The organism is Schumannella sp. 10F1B-5-1, from assembly GCF_006517535.1.
In the GTDB taxonomy this organism is placed as follows: domain Bacteria; phylum Actinomycetota; class Actinomycetes; order Actinomycetales; family Microbacteriaceae; genus Schumannella.
Genome location: NZ_VHQH01000037.1, coordinates 70,958 through 90,646 on the forward strand (window position 1 = coordinate 70,958; position 19,689 = coordinate 90,646).

Annotated in this window: 16 protein-coding genes; 11 read left to right on the forward strand and 5 right to left on the reverse strand. The window is 74.1% G+C overall.

The window, feature by feature from the left end:
- Positions 1-393 precede the first annotated feature (393 nt).
- Together FJ658_RS08470 and FJ658_RS08475 are read left to right on the forward strand one after the other, a co-directional pair.
- Positions 394-4,425: a Pls/PosA family non-ribosomal peptide synthetase gene (locus tag FJ658_RS08470; RefSeq protein WP_141144952.1), complete on the forward strand. Its 4,032-nt coding sequence runs from the start codon at positions 394-396 to the stop codon at positions 4,423-4,425.
- The gene (locus tag FJ658_RS08475; RefSeq protein ID WP_181408388.1) at positions 4,422-5,759 is read left to right on the forward strand and encodes a M1 family metallopeptidase; all 1,338 of its coding nucleotides are present in this window, start codon (positions 4,422-4,424) and stop codon (positions 5,757-5,759) included. Before FJ658_RS08470 ends, FJ658_RS08475 begins: the two co-directional genes overlap by 4 nt.
- A gap of 41 nt (positions 5,760-5,800) precedes the next feature.
- On the opposite strand, the gene FJ658_RS08480 is transcribed toward FJ658_RS08475, so the two are convergent.
- Positions 5,801-6,397, reverse strand: a complete 597-nt coding sequence (locus tag FJ658_RS08480; RefSeq protein ID WP_141144953.1) for a hypothetical protein — start codon at positions 6,395-6,397, stop codon at positions 5,801-5,803.
- A gap of 39 nt (positions 6,398-6,436) precedes the next feature.
- On the opposite strand from FJ658_RS08480, the gene cofE reads away from it, so the two are divergent.
- The 4 genes from cofE to FJ658_RS08500 all read left to right on the forward strand — a co-directional run bounded on the left by cofE (position 6,437) and on the right by FJ658_RS08500 (position 12,072).
- Positions 6,437-7,246: a coenzyme F420-0:L-glutamate ligase gene (cofE, locus tag FJ658_RS08485; RefSeq protein ID WP_141144954.1), complete on the forward strand. Its 810-nt coding sequence runs from the start codon at positions 6,437-6,439 to the stop codon at positions 7,244-7,246.
- 117 nt (positions 7,247-7,363) lie between these two features.
- On the forward strand, positions 7,364-8,467 hold the full coding sequence (locus FJ658_RS08490; protein ID WP_141144955.1) for a MoxR family ATPase: 1,104 nt from the start codon (positions 7,364-7,366) through the stop codon (positions 8,465-8,467).
- 25 nt (positions 8,468-8,492) lie between these two features.
- Positions 8,493-9,806 (forward strand): DUF58 domain-containing protein, encoded by a 1,314-nt coding sequence (locus FJ658_RS08495; RefSeq protein ID WP_141144956.1) that lies wholly within the window; start codon positions 8,493-8,495, stop codon positions 9,804-9,806.
- 73 nt (positions 9,807-9,879) lie between these two features.
- The gene (locus tag FJ658_RS08500; RefSeq protein WP_141144957.1) at positions 9,880-12,072 is read left to right on the forward strand and encodes a DUF3488 and transglutaminase-like domain-containing protein; all 2,193 of its coding nucleotides are present in this window, start codon (positions 9,880-9,882) and stop codon (positions 12,070-12,072) included.
- Between the two features lie 21 nt (positions 12,073-12,093).
- Here FJ658_RS08500 and FJ658_RS08505 read toward each other — a convergent pair whose 3' ends face one another.
- The 3 genes from FJ658_RS08505 to FJ658_RS08515 are packed head-to-tail and all read right to left on the reverse strand — an operon-like array spanning position 12,094 to position 15,012.
- On the reverse strand, positions 12,094-12,924 hold the full coding sequence (locus tag FJ658_RS08505; protein ID WP_255447641.1) for an ABC transporter ATP-binding protein: 831 nt from the start codon (positions 12,922-12,924) through the stop codon (positions 12,094-12,096).
- Entirely contained in the window at positions 12,921-14,009 is a 1,089-nt protein-coding gene (locus FJ658_RS08510; protein WP_141144958.1) for a putative F420-0 ABC transporter permease subunit, read from the reverse strand. The genes FJ658_RS08505 and FJ658_RS08510 overlap by 4 nt, the downstream gene beginning before the upstream one ends.
- 7 nt (positions 14,010-14,016) lie before the next feature.
- Positions 14,017-15,012, reverse strand: coding sequence for a putative F420-0 ABC transporter substrate-binding protein (locus FJ658_RS08515; protein WP_141144959.1), 996 nt, complete (start codon positions 15,010-15,012; stop codon positions 14,017-14,019).
- A gap of 333 nt (positions 15,013-15,345) precedes the next feature.
- On the opposite strand from FJ658_RS08515, the gene cofC reads away from it, so the two are divergent.
- On the forward strand, positions 15,346-15,966 hold the full coding sequence (gene cofC / locus FJ658_RS08520; RefSeq protein WP_141144960.1) for a 2-phospho-L-lactate guanylyltransferase: 621 nt from the start codon (positions 15,346-15,348) through the stop codon (positions 15,964-15,966).
- A gap of 29 nt (positions 15,967-15,995) precedes the next feature.
- On the opposite strand, the gene cofD is transcribed toward cofC, so the two are convergent.
- Positions 15,996-17,003: a 2-phospho-L-lactate transferase gene (gene cofD / locus FJ658_RS08525; protein ID WP_141144961.1), complete on the reverse strand. Its 1,008-nt coding sequence runs from the start codon at positions 17,001-17,003 to the stop codon at positions 15,996-15,998.
- An 86-nt stretch (positions 17,004-17,089) separates the two neighbouring features.
- Here cofD and FJ658_RS08530 point away from each other — a divergent pair, with 86 nt between their 5' ends.
- From FJ658_RS08530 to mutM, 4 genes are all read left to right on the forward strand, one after another.
- Entirely contained in the window at positions 17,090-17,677 is a 588-nt protein-coding gene (locus FJ658_RS08530) for a DUF177 domain-containing protein (protein WP_141144962.1), read from the forward strand.
- Between the two features lie 2 nt (positions 17,678-17,679).
- Positions 17,680-17,883, forward strand: coding sequence for a 50S ribosomal protein L32 (gene rpmF, locus FJ658_RS08535; protein WP_141144963.1), 204 nt, complete (start codon positions 17,680-17,682; stop codon positions 17,881-17,883).
- Between the two features lie 121 nt (positions 17,884-18,004).
- Positions 18,005-18,700, forward strand: a complete 696-nt coding sequence (gene rnc / locus FJ658_RS08540; RefSeq protein ID WP_141145041.1) for a ribonuclease III — start codon at positions 18,005-18,007, stop codon at positions 18,698-18,700.
- Between the two features lie 55 nt (positions 18,701-18,755).
- Positions 18,756-19,670, forward strand: a complete 915-nt coding sequence (mutM, locus tag FJ658_RS08545; RefSeq protein WP_141144964.1) for a bifunctional DNA-formamidopyrimidine glycosylase/DNA-(apurinic or apyrimidinic site) lyase — start codon at positions 18,756-18,758, stop codon at positions 19,668-19,670.
- Positions 19,671-19,689: the final 19 nt, after the last annotated feature.

Sequence of the window (19,689 nt, forward strand, 5' to 3'; positions counted from 1 at the left end):
GCCTCGGCGTCGTCGAAGAAGCCCGCCCCGGCGCGCAAGTCCGCCGTCGCGAAGAAGCCTGCGGCTGCTGCCGCCGCGCGCAAGCCCGCCGCCGCGAAGAAGCCCGCGGCCCCCGCGAGCAAGCCGGCCGCGAAGAAGCCGGCCGCGCGCAAGCCTGCCGCCGCAGCCCTCACCGGCCTCTCGGTGGCGCAGCTGCGCGAGCGGGCGAAGGCGGCCGGCGCGACCGGCTACTCGCGCCTGACGAAGCCGCAGCTGATCGAGCTGCTGGAGCGCTCCTGATCCACACGCCGCGACGGCACCCGCGCTACCGCCGGTTCACCTCCCGTCCACCCGTCGCCCCTAGCGTGCGGAGGCGTCGAGAGGACCCGAGTTCTGTGACTGGTGAGTCGATCCGTGACCGCTGAGACCGCATCCGCGTCGGCGGCCGCCGACCCCGAGCCGTCGCCGATCCTCGGCTCGCTCGACCTCGCGGCCCCGCCGCGCACCCTGCTCGACGTGCTGCGCGACACGGCGCAGCGGCATCCCGAGGCCTCGGCGATCGACGACGGCGAGCTCGCGCTCAGCTACCGCCAGCTCATGGCGCGCGTCGTCGCCCTCGCGGCGGCACTGCGCCAGGCGGGCGTGCGCCGCGGGGACCGCGTCGGCGTGCGCATGCCCTCGGGCAGCCACCGCCTCTACGTCGGAATCCTCGGCGTGATCGCCGCCGGCGCCGCCTACGTGCCGGTGGATGTCGACGACCCGCAGGAGCGCGCCGATCTGGTGTTCGGCGAGGCCGGTGTCGTCGGCGTGCTCACGGGTGACGGCGACTACACGCCGAGCGCCGGCAGCGCGAGCGGAGCTACCGCCTCCTTGCTCACGAGCACCGGCGCCGCGCATCCCAGCACCTCCGCGGTGCCGGTCATCGACCCGCCGACGCTCGACGACGACGCCTGGATCATCTTCACCTCCGGCTCGACCGGCACCCCCAAGGGCGTCGCCGTCAGCCACCGCTCGGCGGCCGCGTTCGTGGATGCGGAGGCCCGCCTGTTCCTGCAGTCCGAGCCGCTCGGCCCCGGCGACCGGGTGCTGGCGGGCCTCAGCGTCGCGTTCGACGCGAGCTGCGAGGAGATGTGGCTGGCCTGGCGCAGCGGCGCCTGCCTCGTGCCGGCCCCGCGCGCCCTCGTGCGCACCGGCATGGACCTCGGCCCCTGGCTCGTCGCCCGCAACGTGACGGCCGTGTCGACCGTGCCGACCCTGGCCGCGCTCTGGCCGGCCGAGACGCTCGAGAACGTGCGCCTGCTGATCTTCGGCGGCGAGGCCTGCCCGCCCGAGCTCGGGGAGCGCCTCGCGGTCGAGGGCCGCGAGGTCTGGAACACCTACGGCCCCACCGAGGCGACGGTCGTCGCCTGCGGCGCCCTGCTCGACGGCAGCGCCCCGGTGCGCATCGGCCTGCCGCTCGATGGCTGGGAGCTCGCGGTCGTCGGCGACGACGGACTCCCGGTCGCCGAGGGCGGCGTCGGCGAGCTGATCATCGGCGGCGTCGGGCTCGCCCGCTACCTCGATCCGGCGAAGGATGCCGAGAAGTACGCCCCGCACGAGGGTCTCGGCTGGGCGCGCGCCTACCGCTCGGGCGATCTGGTGCGCTTCGAGCGCGCGGGCCTCGTGTTCCAGGGCCGCGCCGACGACCAGGTGAAGATCGGCGGACGCCGCATCGAGCTGGGCGAGGTCGAGGCGGCTGTGCAGGCGCTCGACGGCGTCTCGGCGGCGGCCGTCGCCGTGCGCGAGACCGGCGCGGGCACGAAGATCCTGGTCGGCTACACGGTTCCCGCCGATCCGGAGGCGTTCAACCGTGCGGCGGCGATCGCCCGCCTGCGCGAGGAGCTGCCGGCGGCGCTCGTGCCACTGCTCGCGATCGTCGACGATCTGCCGACCCGCGTCTCGGGCAAGGTCGACAAGAACGCCCTGCCGTGGCCGCTGCCGTCGGCGGGCGGAGGCGAGGAGCCCGATGATTCGGCCCTCGATCCCGCAACGCGCGAGCTGGCCGGCCTCTGGCAGTCGGTCCTGGGCGTGCCCGTCACCGAGGCCGACGCGAACTTCTTCGAGCTCGGCGGCGGTTCGCTCGCGGCCGCGCAGCTCGTGACGCGGGTGCGCGAGCTCGACCCCGAGTTCACGGTCGCGCAGGTGTACGAGCATCCACGTCTCGGCTCGATGGCCGAGGAGCTGGCCGAGCACCTCGACGCGCGCGCGGCCGACGGTGGCGGAACAGCCGGCGGCAGCGGCGGTGCCCGCGAGTTCCACCGCACGACCCCCACCCCGCGCTGGTTCCTGACGGCGCAGACCCTGCTGGGCGCGCCGCTGCACATCCTCGCCGGCCTGCGCTGGCTCACCTACCTGTTCACGGCGACGACGATCCTGCACCTGTTCGGCGGCTTCGACGCGCTGCCGAGCATCCCGCTCGGGCTGCTGGCGATCGCGCTCGTGCTCTTCGTGACCCCGTTCGGGCGCATGGCGATCGCGGTCGTGATCGCCCGCGTGCTGCTCGCAGGCCTGCGCCCGGGCGACTACCCGCGCGGCGGCGGCGTGCACCTGCGGCTCTGGATGGCGGAGCAGGGCGCCGCCCTGGTCGGCGCCGCGAGCCTGTCGGGCGCCCCCTGGATCAGCTACTACGCCCGCGCCCTCGGCGCGAAGGTCTCGCGCGACGTCGACCTGCACGCGCTGCCCCCGGTGACCGGGATGCTCAGCATGGGCCGGGGCGCGGCGGTCGAGCCCGAGGTCGACCTCACCGGCTGGTGGATCGACGGCGACATCGTGCGCGTCGGCGGCATCCGCATCGGCGCCGGCGCGACCGTGGGAGCGCGCAGCACGCTCGCACCCGGAACCCACCTCGGCAAGCGCTCGGAGATCGCACCCGGCTCGAGCGTCTTCGGCCGGGTGCCCTCGGGTCAGCTCTGGGCCGGATCGCCCGCCGCGCGCATCGGCTCGGCCCGCGCCTGGTGGCCGGCCGAGCGCCCCGAGCGCCGCAGCCGGTGGATGCTCGCCTACGGCGCCTCGTCGATCGCGATCTCGTTGCTGCCCGTGCTCGCCATCGCGGCCGGTGCGGTCGTCGTCGCGGCGTTCGTGCGCGACGCGACCTCGGCGGGGCAGATCGTGCTGGGCGCGCTCGCCGCGCTCGTGCCGGCGACCCTCGTGACCGGCGTCGTGGCCGCGGGGCTCGTGCTCGCGGGCGTGCGACTGCTGGCGATCGGGCTGCGCGAGGGCGTGCATCCCGTGCGCAGCCGCATCGGCTGGCAGGCCTGGGCGACCGAGCGGCTGCTCGACCTGGCGCGCACGCTGCTGTTCCCGATCTACTCGAGCCTGTTCACCCCGATCTGGCTGCGGATGCTCGGCGCGAAGGTCGGCCGCGAGGTCGAGGCCTCGACCGTGCTGCTGATCCCCTCGATGACCGAGATCCGCGATGGCGCGTTCCTCGCCGACGACACGCTCGTGGCGCCCTACGAGCTCGGCGGCGGCTGGGTGCGCATCGCCCGCGCGCAGCTCGGCGCCCGCTCGTTCCTCGGCAACTCGGGGATCGCAGGCGGAGGACGCAAGGTGCCCCGCGACGCCCTCGTCGCGGTGCTCTCGGCCGCGCCGAGCAAGTCGAAGGCGGGCTCGTCGTGGCTCGGCTCGCCCGCCATGCGACTGCGACGCCAGGTGAACGAGGGCGACCTCGCGCGCACCTTCGCCCCGCCCGCGCACCTGCGCGTCGCCCGCGCGCTCTGGGAACTCGGCCGCATCGTGCCCGTGCTGCTCACCTGCGCGATCGGCCTCGCGGTCGTGCTGACCCTCGCCGCGATCACGGTCGCGTGGGGGCTCGGCTGGGCGATCGTGCTGTCGGGGCTCGTGCTGTTGGCCGCCGGGGCCGTGGCCGCGGCGCTGTCGACGGCCGCCAAGTGGATGCTGGTGGGTCGCATCCGCGCGGGCGAGCATCCGCTCTGGTCGTCGTTCATCTGGCGCAACGAGGTCGCCGACACCTTCGTCGAGATGATCGCGGCGCCGTGGTTCGCGACGACGGCGATCGGCACGCCCGCGCTCAACGTCTGGCTGCGCAGCCTGGGCGCGAGGATCGGCCGCGGGGTGTGGTGCGAGAGCTACTGGCTGCCCGAGGCCGATCTGGTGGTGCTGGGCGACGGATCGACGGTCAACCGCGGGTGCGTCGTGCAGACCCACCTGTTCCATGATCGGATCATGAGCATGGATGCCGTCGCCCTCGACCCCGGAGCCACCCTCGGCCCGCACAGCGTGGTGCTGCCCGCCGCCCGCATCGGCGCGCACGCGACCGTCGGCCCCGCCTCGCTCGTCATGCGCGGCGAGTCGGTGCCCGAGGGCAGCCGCTGGAGCGGCAACCCGATCGGGCCCTGGCGCGAGGTCGTCGTGGCGCCGTACTCGGCCCAGCCTTCCGGCCGATGACGGGCGCTCTGCGCTCGGCGATCTCGGGCGGCGTCGATCCCTACCTGCCGGGCATCGGCGACGACGGCTACGCGGTCGATCAGTACACCCTCGACCTCGACTACCGGGTGGCCGCGAACCGGCTCAGCGGCTCGGCGGAGATCTCGGCGATGGCGCTGCGGGCGCTGCCGCGCCTCCGCTTCGACCTGTCGGGTCTGCGCGTCAGCCGGGTGCGGGTCAACGGCCTCAAGGCCCGCCACACGCAGACGCCGCACCACCTCACGGTCACGCCGGCGACGCCGATCGCGGCCGGCGACCGCGTCACGGTGCAGATCGACTACGCGGGCTCGCCCCGCTCGCGGCGCAGCACCTGGGGTCCGGTCGGCTGGGAGGAGCTCGACGACGGGGTGATCGTGGCCGCGCAGCCCTCGGGCGCCTCCACCTGGTTCCCCTGCAACGACCACCCGAGCGACAAGGCCCACTACGACATCCGCATCGTCGCGGATGCCGGCTACACGGTCGTCGCGAACGGCCGCCAGGTCTCGTCGCGGCCGAGCGGCGGGCGTCGCGCCTGGCATTTCGTGCAGGAGCAGCCGACCTCGACCTATCTCGCGACCGTGCAGATCGGGCGCTACACGAGCACGAAGGTCGATCTCGACGGCGTCGCCGGCCACCTGGTCTATCCGCCGGCGATCGCGCCGCGGGTGAAGCACGACTTCCGCGAGCTGGGCGCCATGATGGCGCTCTACCGCCGCCTGTTCGGCGAGTACCCCTTCGACGGCTACACGGTCGTCGTCACGGCCGACGAGCTCGAGATCCCGCTCGAGGCGCAGGGCGCGGCGATCTTCGGCGCGAACCACGCCGCCGGCGACGACGCCTGGAACCGGCTCATCGCGCACGAGCTGGCGCACCAGTGGTTCGGCAACAGCGTCGGCGTGAGCGCGTGGGAGCACATCTGGCTCAACGAGGGCTTCGCCTGCTACAGCGAGTGGCTGTGGTCCGAGGATCGCGGCGGCCCCACGGTCGAGGAGTGCGCGCGCCAGCACTACGGCGGCCTCGAGGAGCAGCCCGAGGACATCGTGATCGGCGCGCCCGGCGCGGCCGACATGTTCGACGACCGCGTCTACAAGCGCGGCGCTCTCACCCTGCACGCGCTGCGGCGGCTGCTCGGCGACGACGCCTTCTTCGCGCTGCTGCGCGACTGGTGCGCCGACAACCGCTACGGCTCGGTCGGCACGGTCGACTTCCTGCATGCGGCATCGGCCGCGGCCGGCTCCGGGCGGGGCGGCGCGGTGCGCGAGCTGCTCGAGAGCTGGCTGTTCGCGACGGCGCTGCCGGCGTTCCCTCGGGGCTGAGCGCTCCGGGCTGAGCGCTCCGCCTGAGCTTCTCGGCCGAGCTAATCGCCGTCGGGCACCGCGAGGCTGACGAACAGCTCCTCGTCGTCGAGGTCGAACAGCCGCCAGGCCGGGCCGGGGCTCGACCCGGGCACCTGGATGCGCGCTCGCGCGGTCTGGCGCGGCAGCGGCGAGAACACGACATGACGCGGGTCGACGCGCAGCCCGCGGCCGTCGCCCTTGAGCACGGCCTCGATGCGCGTCCAGCGCAGCATCGGCTCGCCCCGCCCGGGAGCGATCTTGCCGATCGCCTCCACCCGGTCGGGCCGGGTCACCCGCAGCTCGGCGTCGACGCCGATCGCCCGTTCGCGCAGCGACGCCGCCACGACCGTCAGGTCGCCGGCATGGCTGATGCTGACGGCGGCCGGCAGAGCGGCCGTGGCCGAGATCACGAGCGCGGTCGGCCGACCGTGGTCGCCGCCGCAGAACGCGCAGCTCGTGTCGAGGATCACCGAGCCGGCACGCACATCGGCCAGCTCGGCGACCAGCTCGCGCGCGGCCGCGCGGGCCCGCTCGCGCCGCTCGGCGGGGTCGTCGGCGGCGGCGATCACCACGACGCGCACGCCGTCGGGGGTGTCGAGCTCTCGCAGCGCATCCACCCTCGAACCCTCTCACGTGCACATCTCTAGAGTGAGCGGGTGCGTTTCGAACCCGCCCTGCAGATCGCCCTCGTCGACGGGATCGGCGAGATCGAGCCGGGCGCCGACCTGCCGGCGCTGATCGCGGAGGCGGTGGCCGAGGCGGTGGCCGACGGCGACATCCTGGCCGTCACGTCGAAGATCGTCAGCAAGGCCGAGGGGCGTCTCGTGGCGGCCGACGACCGCGAGCAGGCGATCACCGACCAGACCGTGCGGCTCGTCGCCTCGCGCCGCAATCCCGAGACCGGCCACGTGATGCGCATCGTCGAGAACCCGCTCGGGCTCGTCATGGCGGCGGCGGGCGTGGATGCGAGCAACGTGCCCGAGGGCATGATCCTGCTGCTGCCCGAGGACCCCGACGCGAGTGCCCGCGCGATCGCCGCGGCCGTGCGCGAGCGTTGCGGCGCGCGCATCGGCGTGATCGTGACCGACACGATGGGCCGCGCCTGGCGCGTCGGGCAGACGGATGCGGCGATCGGCGCCGCCGGGGTGCGCGTCGTCGACGACCTGCGCGGCACGACGGATGCGAACGGCCGCGTGCTCGACGTCACGGTCGCCGCCGTCGCCGACGAGATCGCGGCCGCCGCCGACCTCGTGAAGGGCAAGGCCAGCGGGCGGCCCGTCGCGATCGTGCGCGGGCTCGGGCATCTGGTCGGCGACGCCGACGGAGCGGACGCGCTGTCCGGGGCACGCACACTCGTGCGCACGGGCGAGGGCGACCTCTTCCGGCTCGGCGCCGAGGAGGCCCGCGCGGAGGGCTACGCGGCGGGCTGGGCCGCCGGGCGCGCGGCGGGAGAGCACCGGGATTGAACCGGCACTGATCCGTGCCGGGGATGCTCACCGCATCCAGGGCGGATCTACAGGGCGGATCTACAAGGCGGATTTGCAGGGCGCGCAGAGCGCACACCGTGACAGACTCGGCAGACCATGACGTCGCCGAATCCTCACGACCAGGACCAGCGCACCACCCCGAACCCGTACTCGCCCGACGGGGTCGCGCACGCGGAAGCGATCGCGGCCGAGCAGGCACGCGCGCAACCCGAGACGATCGTCTCCGACGGCGTCCTCGCCGCCGACGCCTTCCAGACCCTCTCCGACCGTGTGATCAGCGCCGTCGAGACCGTGATCGACGGCAAGCGCGACGCCATCACGACCGCACTCACCGTGCTGCTCGCCGAGGGGCACCTGCTGCTCGAAGACGTGCCCGGCGTCGGCAAGACCGTGCTGGCCCGCGCGCTCGCCTGCAGCGTCGACTGCAGCGTGAACCGCATCCAGTTCACCCCCGACCTGCTGCCCGCCGACATCACCGGCGTCAGCGTCTACGACCAGACCCGCCGCGAGTTCGAGTTCAAGCCCGGTCCCGTGTTCGCGAACATCGTCATCGGCGACGAGATCAACCGCGCGAGCCCGAAGACCCAGTCGGCGCTGCTCGAGAGCATGGAAGAGAAGCAGGTCACGGTCGACGGCCGCAGCTATCCGCTCAGCGCCCCCTTCGTCGTGATCGCGACGCAGAACCCGATCGAGATGGAGGGCACCTACGCCCTCCCCGAGGCCCAGCGCGACCGCTTCATGGCCCGCATCAGCATGGGCTACCCGGATGCGGCCAGCGAGGTCGCGATGCTGCGCACCCGCGAGACCGAGAACCCCCTCGAGCAGCTGCGCCCCGTCGTCGACCTGGCCGGACTGCTCGGCATGATCCGCACCGTGCGCCATGTGTTCGTGAGCCCGGCGATCGAGCACTACGCCGTCGCGATCACCTCGGCCACCCGCACCGACCGCGAGCTGCGCCTCGGCGCGAGCCCGCGCGCCACCCTGCAGCTCGTGCGCGCCGCCAAGGCCCGCGCCGCGATCGCCGGCCGCGACTTCGTGCTGCCCGACGACATCGACGCGCTCGCCGTGCCCGTGCTCGCGCACCGTCTCTTGCCGGCGCGTGCCGTGGGCGGCTCGGCCGCGCTCGGCATGGAGGGCCTCGGCGAGGTCGTCTCGCGCATCGTCTCGATGATCCCCATCCCGCTCGGCGCGGGGCGCTGACGGCAGCGAGCCGAGAGCGCACCCCATGGCCCGTCGCCCCGACCGCACCCGCTCGGTGTGGACGACCGTGCGCGGAACCGTGACGCTCGTGATCGGGGCGCTCGTCATCCTGTTCGCCTACTTCGGCGCGTGGCCCGAGGCTCTCGTCGCCGGCGTCGCCGCGCTGCTGCTGTCGCTCGTCGGACTGCTGACCGTGCGCCTGACCCGGCCCAAGCTGACCGTGACGCGCGAGTTCAGCCCGCCGATCGTGTCGGCCGGAACCCCGGTGCGGGTCGTGCTGGGCATCGCCAACGCGGGCGCCCGCTCGACGCCGCCGGGGGAGTGGAATGACAGCCTGCCCTGGCACGAGTCGCAGCGCCCGCAGCCGCTGCCCGCGCTCGGCAGCACGATGGAGCAGGTGGCCGCCGGCGCAGGCTCGGGACGCCGCGCACGGGCGATCGCCTTCGAGTACGAGCTGCATCCCGAGCAGCGCGGCGTCTACCCGGTCGGCCCGCTCGCCGTCGAGCACCGCGACCCCTTCGGCATGGCCCGGTCGGTCACCGCGCAGGGCGGCCGCGACGACCTCGTCGTGGTTCCCGAGCTCGTGAGCCTGCCGCCCGGCGCGCTGTCGACGGCCGAGGCCGAGGGCAACGCCCTGCTCGTGCAGCGCCGCGTCACCGGCAACGACGACGACCTCACGACCCGCGAGTACCGACCCGGGGATGCGCTGCGCCGCGTGCACTGGCGGGCGTCGGCCCGCCACGGCGAGCTCATGGTGCGGCAGGAGGAGCAGCGCAGCTATCCGAAGGTGCGCCTGCTGCTCGACACCCGCCGCGACGGATACTCCGACGCCGCCCCCGATGGGCTCGCCGACAGCGCCGCCGACGAGAGCGAGAGCTTCGAGTGGATCGTGCGCTTCTTCGCGTCGCTCTCGCTGCACCTCTTCGATCGCGGATTCGACGTGCAGGTGCACGAGACGGCCGAGCCGCAGGTCGCGACCTTCGGCGACCGCTGGGAGGGCATGCAGCGCGACCAGCGGTTCCTGCGCAGCCTGGCCGGCATCCACCTGGTGACCACGACGTCGCGCGAGGCGCCCGAGCCGCCGCCGACCTCGGATGCGCCGGGCCCGGTCTTCGCCCTGCTCGCATCGCCCAGCACGCCCACCCTCGACTGGATGCGGCGACAGCGCCGGCCGGGCGAGGCGGCGGTGGCCTGGATGCTCGGCGGCCACAACGACGACGCCCGCGAGGTGCTGCGCGCCTCGGGCTGGACCGTCGCGAACCCGGCACTCTGGGACGACCCGGTCGAGGCCTGGCTGCAGGCCCACGAGATGTACGGGATCTCGCGTGGTTCTCGCTGACGGCCGCCGGACCGCTCCCGCCCCGCGTCCGAGTGGCGACGGCCGTGCGAGCGGTCCCGATCGCCGCCGCCGCATGCCCGGCACGAGCTCCTGGCCCGACTCGCTGCTCGGCCTGCTGGCGCTGAGCGTCGCTCTCGCGGCCCTGCATCCCCTGCTCTCGGGCATCGGCTGGTGGATCGCGGGCGTCTTCTTCGCCGGGATCGTGATGGGCGTCGCCGCGCTCGCCCGCCTGCTGCTGCGCAGCGTCATCCTGCCCCCGCTGCTCGGTGTCGCGGTCGGGCTGCTCGCCGTCGTCGGCGTCTTCCTGCGTGGGCAGGCGCTCGCCGGCTTCGTGCCCACCGCCCGCACCTTCCGCGCCGCGGGGGCGCTCGCCGACCAGGGCGTGCGCTCGATCGCCGAGCAGGCCGTGCCGGCCGAGCCGGTGCCCGGCATCCTCTTCCTCATCGTGCTCGGGGTCGTCGGACTCGCCTTCGCGATGGACCTGCTCGTCGTCGCCACGCGGACTCGCGCGCTCGCCGCGCTGCCGATGCTCGCGCTGCTGATGGTGCCGATGCTCGTGCTGGCCGGCAAGTCCGACGCCCTGGTCTGGATCGTCGCGGTGCTCGTCTACCTCGTGATCCTGCGCCGCGGCGCGCGCCCCACCTCGCGGCTCGCGACCGGTGGCATCGCGGCCGTCGTCGTGCTGGGCTCGCTGCTCATCCCGAACCTGCTGCCGCCCGTCGCGCAGACCGGCGGCGCCTCGGGCGGCCTCGAGACGCGCGTCAATCCGCTCGTCTCGCTCGGCCAGGATCTGCGCCGCGGCACCGCCGTGACCGCGCTCGAGTACCAGACGACCAGCAGCGAGCCGATGTACCTGCGCCTCGCCACCTACGACAGCTTCACCGGCGAGACCTGGTCGCCCACGGTGCCCGACGAGCAGGATCTGCGCAGGCTCGACGGGCTGCCGAGCGCGATGGGGCGTTCGAACGAAGTGCCGACGAACGACGACGAGGTGCGCATCCAGGTGCAGCGCGTGGGCGGGCAGTGGGCGCCGGTGCCGTATGCCGCGACGAGCATCCGGGGTCTCGACGGCGACTGGCGCGCCGACGCCAACGGGCTCACGGTGCGCTCGGGCGGCGCCGACATCAACGGCGCCCGCTACACGGTCGACTTCGAGTACCCGACGGTGACCCCCGAGGAGCTCGTCGCGACGAGCGACGACGGCGTCGGCCGCTACGACTTCGACGTGCGGCCCTACCTGGCGACCCCGTCCGGCATGGATGCGGTGATCGCCCAGACCGCGCTCGAGGTCGCCGGCGACCAGCCCTCGGCCTGGGATCAGGCGATGGCGCTGCAGGACTGGTTCCGCAGCGACTTCACCTACTCCGAGGAGACCCCGGTCGACGAGGACTACGACGGCTCGGGCGTCGGTGTCATGCCGGAGTTCCTCGAGGTGAAGTCGGGCTACTGCGTGCACTTCGCCTCGACCATGACGGTCATGGCGCGCACCCTCGGAATTCCGGCGCGCATGGTCGTCGGCTTCCTGCCCGGTGATCGCGTCTCGACCGACGAGAACGACGTCGTCACCTACCGCACGTCGTCGCACGAGCTGCACGCGTGGCCCGAGCTCTACTTCGAGGGCTACGGCTGGCTGCGCTTCGAGCCGACGCCGAGCCGCGGCGACATCCCCGCCTACGCCGTGCGCCCCGGCGACGACAGCGCCGAGACCGACCCCAGCGCCGAGCCGAGCGACACCCCCAGCTCCACGCCCTCCGACGCGGCCTCGCGTCCCGCCCGCGACGACACCCCCGCCGACAGCGCGGCCGCGCAGGCGCAGCGCAGCGCCGAGGGCGCGGTGCAGGCGGCCGGCATCGTGCTCGGCGTCATCCTCATCGTGCTCGTGCCCTTCCTCGTGCGGCGCGGCATCCGCCTGCGGCGCTTCTCGCGCATCCGACGCGGCCGCGACCCCGCGCAGGCGGCCTGGACCGAGCTGCGCGACACCGCGCGCGACCACGGCTGGGATGCGCTCGAGACCGAGAGCATCGAGCGCCTGACCGCGCGCCTCGTCGACGGGATGCGCGACGACGAGGCCCAGGCCGTGCGTCGCCTGGCGCGCGGCGTCGAGCGCACGGCCTACGCCCGCCCGGATCGCTCTGCCGTGAGCGTCGAGGACCTCGACGCGGCCCTGCACGCGATCGAGCGCGACACGCCCGCGGCGCTGCGGGTGCGCGCGGCGCTCGTGCCGGCGTCGCTGTTCCGGCGGGTGCTGGCGGTGGCGGACTCGTAGGTCTCGCCCGCGCCGTTCGGTCTACCTCAGCGGGCTCGCCGCGAGCACGGGCCTCCCCGTGTTCGGATCCGCCAGCCAGGATGCGCGCACCCCGTAGACCTCGGCGAGCAGCTCGGGCGTCAGGGTGTCGAGTGGCGCGCCCTCGGCGACGACCCGGCCCTCGTGCAGCACGACGACGTGGTCGGCCCACGCGGCCGCGAGCCCGAGATCGTGCAGCGCGGCCAGCACGGCCACGCCCTCGCCGACGAGCCCGCGCAGCAGCGTCAGCGCGGCGAGCTGCGCGGCGATGTCGAGGTGGTTCGTCGGCTCGTCGAGCAGCAGCAGACGCGGATGCTGCGCGAGCGCCCGCGCCAGCAGCACCCGCTGACGCTCCCCGCCCGACAGGCGGGTGATCTCGCGCCCGCGCAGGTGGTCGATTCCGGCGGCGGTGATCGCCGCATCCACGGCCGCCGCCGCATCGCGGTCAGGTCCGCCCAGCAGCGCGCCGTAGGGGGTGCGACCGAGCCCGACGACCGACTCGACGCTGAGCGGCAGCTCGGTGCCGGCATCCTGCTCGACGAAGGCGAGTCGGCGGGCGCGCTCGCGCCGTCCGAGTGCGGCGAGGTCGGCGCCGTCGAGGTGCAGGCTGCCCGCGGCGGGACGCTCGGCGCCCGCGATCGCGCGCAGCAGACTCGACTTGCCGGCGCCGTTCGGCCCGACGAGCGCCGTGAGCGCGCGCGGGGGAGCCGTGAAGGCGGCGGCGTCGACGACGGAGCGATCGCCGATGCGCACGGTCAGGCCCGCGACGGCGAGGCCGGGCGACGCAGCGCCCGCGCCGGTGCCAGCGCCCGTGCCCGTGCCAGCGCCGCTCACGCCTCGCTCCGCCGCCGCGCGAGCAGCAGCGCGAACACGGGCGCCCCGATGAGCGCCGTCACGATGCCGACCGGCAGCTCCCGCGGCGCGAAGGCGCTGCGGGCGAGCGTGTCGGCCCAGATCAGGAACACGGCGCCGACCAGCGCCGAGAGCGGCAGCAGCGTGCGGTGCCCCGGCCCGACCACGAGCCGGATCGCGTGCGGCAGCACGAGCCCGACGAAGCCGATCGACCCGCTCACCGCGACGAGCGCGCCGGTCAGCAGCGCCGTCGCGCCGAGCAGGATCCAGCGGGTGCGCTGCACGCCGATGCCCAGACTCGCGGCCGTCGTGTCGCCGAAGGCGAAGGCGTCGAGGATGCGCCCGCTCAGCAGCAGCGGGAGGCCGATCACCAGCACCGCCACCCCGGCGATGCCGACCGCCGGCCAGCGCGCCCCCGCGAGCGAGCCGAGCAGCCAGCCGAGGATCTCGCGGTAGCTGTCCTGCTCCGCGCTCCAGAAGATCGCGAAGCTCGTCGCCGCCCCGGCCAGACTCGACACGGCGACACCGGCGAGCACCGTGCGGGTCGGCGTGATCGCGCCGAGGGCGCCCGCCAGCCCGAGGGTGGCCGCGAGCGCGAGCAGCGCCCCGCCGAACGCGGCGACCGGCAGCACCACGGCGACCCCGAGCAGGATGACCGACACCGCCCCGAGCGACGCCCCCGACGAGAGGCCCAGCAGATAGGGGTCGGCGAGCTGGTTGCGGGTCAGCGCCTGCATCACGGCGCCGGCGATCGCCAGCCCCGCGCCGACGGCCGCCGCCGTCAGCACCCGCGGCACGCGCAGCTGCCAGACGATGCCGTCACGCAGCCGGTCGAGCGGGTTCGCTCCGATCAGCTCCCGCGGCACCCCGAGGTGCGACAGGATGCTGCGCAGCACGTCGCCCACGGCCAGGTCGGCCGAGCCGATCGTCGTCGCGACCACGATCGACGCCGCGAGCGCGAGCACGAGCAGCGGCGCCAGCACGGCGGTGCGGCGGCGCGCGCGGCGGCGCGCATCCACCTCGGGCCTGCCGCCCCGGGGTGCCGCCGTGCTCGCGATCGTCGCCATGCTCGCCTCAGAACTCCAGCTTCGCCAGCTGCGTCGCCAGCGAGCCCGCCGCCTCGACCGAGCGCACGCCGGCCTCGCTCGCCGCGAAGGGCAGCGTCAGGTAGCGGTGGTTCTTCACGGCCGACAGGTTCGCGGTCGCCGGGTTCGTCTCGAGCTGCTCGATCTTGCTCTTCGCCGTGTTCCAGTCGGCGTCGATCAGCACGATCACGTCGGGGTCGGCATCCACGATCGACTCCCAGCCGAGCGAGGTCCAGGTCTGCTTCACGTCGCCGGCGACGTTGCCGAGGCCGACCGCCTCGAGCACCATCTCGGGCGCGCCCGTGCCGCCGCCGACGTAGGGGGTGTCGGTGCCTGACGAGTACCAGAGGGCGGTCAGGCCGCGGTCGTCGGGCTGGATGCCGGCGAGCTGCTTCTTCTGCGCCGCCACCAGCTTCGTCGCGGTCGACTCGACGCCGAAGATGCGGCCGGCCTCGTCGATCTCGCTGAACACGTCGTCGAAGCCGAGCTTCGCCGGCGCGCCCTGGCTGCGGCAGGCGGCCGGCTGCACATAGCTCGCGATGCCGAGCTGCTGCAGCTCGTCGCGGGTGCCGGCGGCGTCGGCGCTGAACGCCGACTCCCAGCCCGAGTAGACGAGATCGGGCTCGAGATCGAGCACCGACTCGGGGCTCGGCATCTGGTCGCTCACGTCGTTGCGCTCGGGCGCATCCTTCTTCCACTTCGACGGCACGGCCCCGTCCTGGAAGGCGGTGCCGACGATCCGGTCTCCGACGCCGAGCGCCAGCATCATCTCGGTCGACGTCGACTTGACCGTGATCACGCGCTGCGGCGGCGCGGCGATCGTCTCGTCGAAGCCGCAGTTGTCGAGCGTGACGGCCGCGGCGCTCGCGCTCGAGTCCGGCGACGTCGAGCTCGACGCGGTCGCGCCGGAGGACGCGCATCCGGTCAGCAGACTCAGGGTCGTCGCGGCGACGGTCACGGCGGTCAGCGCGGATGCGGCGGGCACGGCGCGGAGGCGAGTGCCGCCGGGCGCGGCAGCGGTGCTCGGAATCGCGGCGGTGGATCGGGGGAGGGCGCGCAGTCGCACGGGGGACCTCTCGGTGGTGCCCGACCGACGATCGATCGCGCGGCGGGCAGGGGCGGACGGCGGACGCGAAACGGCCCGCAGGATCCGTGCCGCCCGAGAGCCGGGGCGGCGCACCGGACGCCAGAGTGGCGACCGGGGGTGCTGTCAGCGTAGCGGCGCGGGGGAGCGGCGCGCCGGTCGCGACGGGACGCTGCTCGCCCGATCCGGCGCGGCACGTCGGCGGCGCGCTCGGGCGCGGGAGAGGATGGGGGCATGCAGTGGCAGGTCATCGTCCCCGTGAAGCCCGCGGTCCAGGCGAAGACCCGACTCGGGGCGGATGCGCGCCTGGCCCGCGCGATCGCCCTCGACACGATCGCCGCCGCGCTCGAGACCCCCGAGGTCGACCGGGTCACGGTCGTGACCGGCGACGTGCGCCTCGCGGCGGAGCTGACCGAGGGATCCGACGCGACGCCTGATCGCGTGACCGTGATCCCCGAAGCCGAGGCGACCGGCATCGCCGCGGCGATCGCCCTCGCCCTCGACCAGATCGACGAGGATTCGCCGCGCGCCGTGCTGCTCGGCGATCTGCCCGCCCTCTCGCCCGCCGACCTCGGCACCGCGCTGCGCGCCGCCGAGCGCGTCGAGCGGAGTTTCGTGCCCGACCGCGACACGGGCGGCACGACCCTCGTCACCGCCGGCCCCGGCGTCGAGCTGCTCAGCCGCTTCGGCGACGGCAGCGCCGTGCGGCACGCCGCCCTCGGGCTCGTGCGCCTGCACGTGCCGCGCGACTCGACCCTGCGCCGCGACGTCGACACCCCCGATCAGCTCGACGCCGCCGCCGCGCTCGGCCTCGGCGTGCGCACACGTCAGGCGCTGCAGAACCCCGAGTCCTGACCGGGGCGCTACCCGCGGCGCGATCCGCCTCAGCGTCCGGCGAGCTCCAGCGCGTCCGCGACGAGCTGCACGCCCGTCGGCTCGTCGCGCAGCCACAGCGGCACCGCCGCCGAGCGGATGCCCTCCGCCTCGAGCGCGGGCACCGCATCCGCATCCACCTCGTCGACCAGCCAGGCGTCGAGCACGCCGTCGTTCCCCATGCCGCGCGCCCCCAGCAGCCGCGCGACCGCCGCCGCCGACGTCGGCACCCCGATCACGTCGAGGCAGGCGTCGGCCATGCCGCGCACGACCGCGCCGCCGATGATCGGCGAGATGCCGACCACGGGCGCCGGTGTCGACTGCAGCGCCGCGTGGATGCCCGGGATGTCGAGGATCGTGCCGATCGACACGACCGGGTTCGACGGCGCCAGCAGCACCACGTCGGCGTTCTCGATCGCGTCGAGCACGCCCGGCGCCGGGGCCGCGCCCGCCAGGCCTCGGCGCTCGAAGCCGTGCGTCACGACCGTCGCGCGGTAGCGGGTCCACCACTCCTGGAAGTGCACGACGCGCTCGACGGCGCCGGCCTCCGACTCCGGGTCGTCGATGCGCACCCAGGTCTCGACCTCGTCGTCGGTCGCCGGCAGCAGCCGCACGCCGAGATCCCAGCGCGACGTCAGCCGCGGCACGATCGAGCTCAGCGGAACCCCCTCGCGCAGCCACGCCGACCGGGCGATGTGCGCGCCCAGATCGAGGTCGCCGAGCGTGAACCACGGCCATCCCGCACCCCACTCGCGCAGCTCGGCCGACACCCGCTCGGTCTCGCCCACGCGGCCCCAGCCGCGCTCGGTGTCGTTGACGCCGGCGAGCGCATACATGATCGAGTCGAGATCGGGCGTGATGCGCAGCCCCACGTGCCACATGTCGTCGCCGGTGTTGACGATCGCCGTGATCTCGGCGTCGGGTCGGTGGACGCGCGCCCACGCCCGCACCGCGGAGAGGAAGCGGGCGCCGCCGACGCCGCCGGCGAGCACGGTGATGCGCGAGGGGAGGGGGAGCACGACGCTCACCCTAGGCGCAGGCCGGCGGCTGGTGCTGCCCGGCCCGCGCAGGCGGAACCGCCGCGCCCGGCGTAGGATCGAGCGCTATGCCTGCCTTCCGAGCCACGCCCTACACCGTGCCGGTGCACGACGTGATGCACCGCCCCGGCGAGATGCGCGAGCACGAGCTCGTCATCACCCTGCCCGAGCGTCTGGGCGAGGGCGCGGCGAGCGTTCCCGAGGGCTCCAAGCTCACGATCGACCTGCGCCTGGAGGGCCTGCACGACGGCGTGCTGGTCACCGGCGAGGTGGATGCGACGGCCCACGGGGAGTGCGGACGCTGCCTCGACCCGGTCACGATCCCGGTCGAACTCGAATTCCAGGAGCTTTTCGCGTATTCTCCTGACGAAGCTTTCGACTACTCGGTTCGCGATGATCACGTGGATCTCGAACCGGTGGTGCGGGATGCGGTGGTGCTGTCACTGCCGTTCCAGCCGGTCTGTCGGCCGGACTGCCCGGGCCTCGACCCCGAGACGGGGGAGAAGCTCACGGCCAGCCCGGATGCAGATGAGCGTGCGGTCTCCGACCCGCGCTGGGCGGCTCTCGAAGGATTCCGGGCAGCACACGATGACGTTGACGACGCCGCAGGCGTCGCAGGACAGGACGCCGCAGGCGTCGCAGAAGAGAAGGAATAACCATGGCTGTTCCCAAGCGCCGCCAGTCGCGAGCCAACACCCACGCCCGTCGTTCGCAGTGGAAGGCCACCGCGCCGACCCTGGTGAAGACCGTCGAGAACGGCCGCGTCACCTACAGCCTCCCGCACCGCGCCAAGGTGGTCGAGGACTCGGCGGGCACCCCGCTGTTCCTCGAGTACAAGGGCCGCAAGGTCGCCGACGTCTGAGTCGCCCCTCTCCGGGCTTCTCTCGTCGGAGTCGACGACGTCCACGTCTTCTGATGCTGCCGCCGCGAGCGTGAGTGCTCTCGGCGGCATCGTCGTGCCCGGGGATGCGGGCGCGGGCTCCGTGGATGCGGTGGCCGCCGAGCGCGCCGAGCTGACCGCCGCCCTCGGCCTCGTCATCGACGCCGAGCTGCTGCAGACGGCGCTGACGCACCGCTCCTACGCCTACGAGCACGGCGGCGTTCCGCACAACGAGCGCCTCGAGTTCCTCGGCGACTCGATCCTCGGCCAGGCCGTGACGGTCAAGCTGTTCCGCGAGAACCCCGACCTCGACGAGGGCGAGCTCGCGAAGCGGCGCGCCAGCCTCGTCTCGACGGTCGCGCTCGCCGAGATCGCCCGCGGGATCGGCCTGGGCCGCTTCCTGCTGCTCGGCCGCGGCGAAGAGCTCACGCGCGGCCGCGACAAGAACTCGATCCTCGCCGACACGGTCGAGGCGATCATCGGCGCCGCCTATCTCTCGGCCGGCCCCGACGCCGCGACCGCTCTCGTGCTGCACCTCGAAGAGCCGCTGCTCGCCGACCCGGAGCGCTTCGGCGCCGCGATGGACCCGAAGACGAGCCTGCAGGAGCTGGCCGCCCGCCGCGGCCGCGGCCTGCCGCACTACTCGGTGACCGACAGCGGCCCCGACCACGACAAGCGCTTCACCGCCGTCGTGCGCCTCGGCGACGAGGACCTCGCCGAGGGCTCCGGCACCAGCAAGAAGCAGGCCGAGATGGCCGCCGCGCTGGAGGCGTGGACGCGCCTGCAGGCCGGCCGCTGAGCCGGGCCGTCCTCCGCACCGTGACCGAGCGCATCCATGCCTGAACGGGCCGAGCATGCCTGAACTGCCCGAGGTCGAGGTCGTGCGCGCCGGCCTGGCGCCCGCCGTCTCCGGCGCCGTCGTCGAGCGCGTCGAGGTGCTCGACGAGCGCTCGCTCAAGCGCCACGCCGGCCCGAGCGAGGACTTCGTCGACCGCCTCACCGGCGCCACGCTCGCGCCGCCCTCGCGTCGCGGCAAGTTCCTGTGGGTGCCCATCGAGTCGGCATCCGGCGAGGCCAGCGCGCGCACCGAGGCGCTCGTGGTGCACCTCGGCATGAGCGGCCAGGTGCTGCTGCGCACCCCCGACGCGCCCCGCGACCGACTGACCCGCATCGTGCTCGACGTGCGGCATCCCGAGCACGGCCCGCTGCGCGTCGACTTCGTCGACCAGCGCATCTTCGGCTCGATGGCGGTGGATGCGCTGCTCCCGACCGCGGACGTGCCGGCCGAGCGCATCCCGAGCCAGGTCGCGCACATCGCCCGCGACCCGATGGACCCGCACTTCGACGACCGGCGCTTCCTCGCGGCGCTCGCCCGCAAGGACACCGGGATCAAGCGCGCGCTGCTCGACCAGACGCTCGTGAGCGGCATCGGCAACATCTACGCCGACGAGGCGCTGTGGGCCTCGCGCATCCACTACGACCAGCCGACCCGCGCGCTCAGCCGTGCGAAGGCGACCACGCTGCTGGCCGAGGTGCGCCTCGTGCTCGGCAAGGCGCTCGCCGAGGGCGGCACGAGCTTCGACGCGCAGTACGTCAACGTCAACGGCGCCTCGGGCTACTTCTCGCACTCACTCAACGCCTACGGTCAGGCGGGGGAGCCGTGCCCGCGCTGCGGCCGCGCGATCGTGCGCGAGCAGTTCATGAACCGCGGCTCGCACTTCTGCCCCTTCTGCCAGCGCGTGCGAGCCGCCCGCCCCGTGCGCTCGTGACATCGCGGATCGCGTTCGG

Excerpts from the sequence above, each read along its gene's own strand:
- FJ658_RS08475 (WP_181408388.1), top strand. The coding sequence starts at position 4,422 with ATGACGGGCGCTCTGCGCTCGGCGATCTCGGGCGGCGTCGATCCCTAC.
- FJ658_RS08490 (WP_141144955.1), top strand. The coding sequence starts at position 7,364 with ATGACGTCGCCGAATCCTCACGACCAGGACCAGCGCACCACCCCGAAC.
- FJ658_RS08495 (WP_141144956.1), top strand. The coding sequence starts at position 8,493 with ATGGCCCGTCGCCCCGACCGCACCCGCTCGGTGTGGACGACCGTGCGC.
- FJ658_RS08500 (WP_141144957.1), top strand. The coding sequence starts at position 9,880 with ATGCCCGGCACGAGCTCCTGGCCCGACTCGCTGCTCGGCCTGCTGGCG.
- FJ658_RS08510 (WP_141144958.1), bottom strand. The coding sequence starts at position 14,009 with ATGGCGACGATCGCGAGCACGGCGGCACCCCGGGGCGGCAGGCCCGAG.
- cofC (WP_141144960.1), top strand. The coding sequence starts at position 15,346 with ATGCAGTGGCAGGTCATCGTCCCCGTGAAGCCCGCGGTCCAGGCGAAG.
- FJ658_RS08530 (WP_141144962.1), top strand. The coding sequence starts at position 17,090 with ATGCCTGCCTTCCGAGCCACGCCCTACACCGTGCCGGTGCACGACGTG.
- rpmF (WP_141144963.1), top strand. The coding sequence starts at position 17,680 with ATGGCTGTTCCCAAGCGCCGCCAGTCGCGAGCCAACACCCACGCCCGT.
- mutM (WP_141144964.1), top strand. The coding sequence starts at position 18,756 with ATGCCTGAACTGCCCGAGGTCGAGGTCGTGCGCGCCGGCCTGGCGCCC.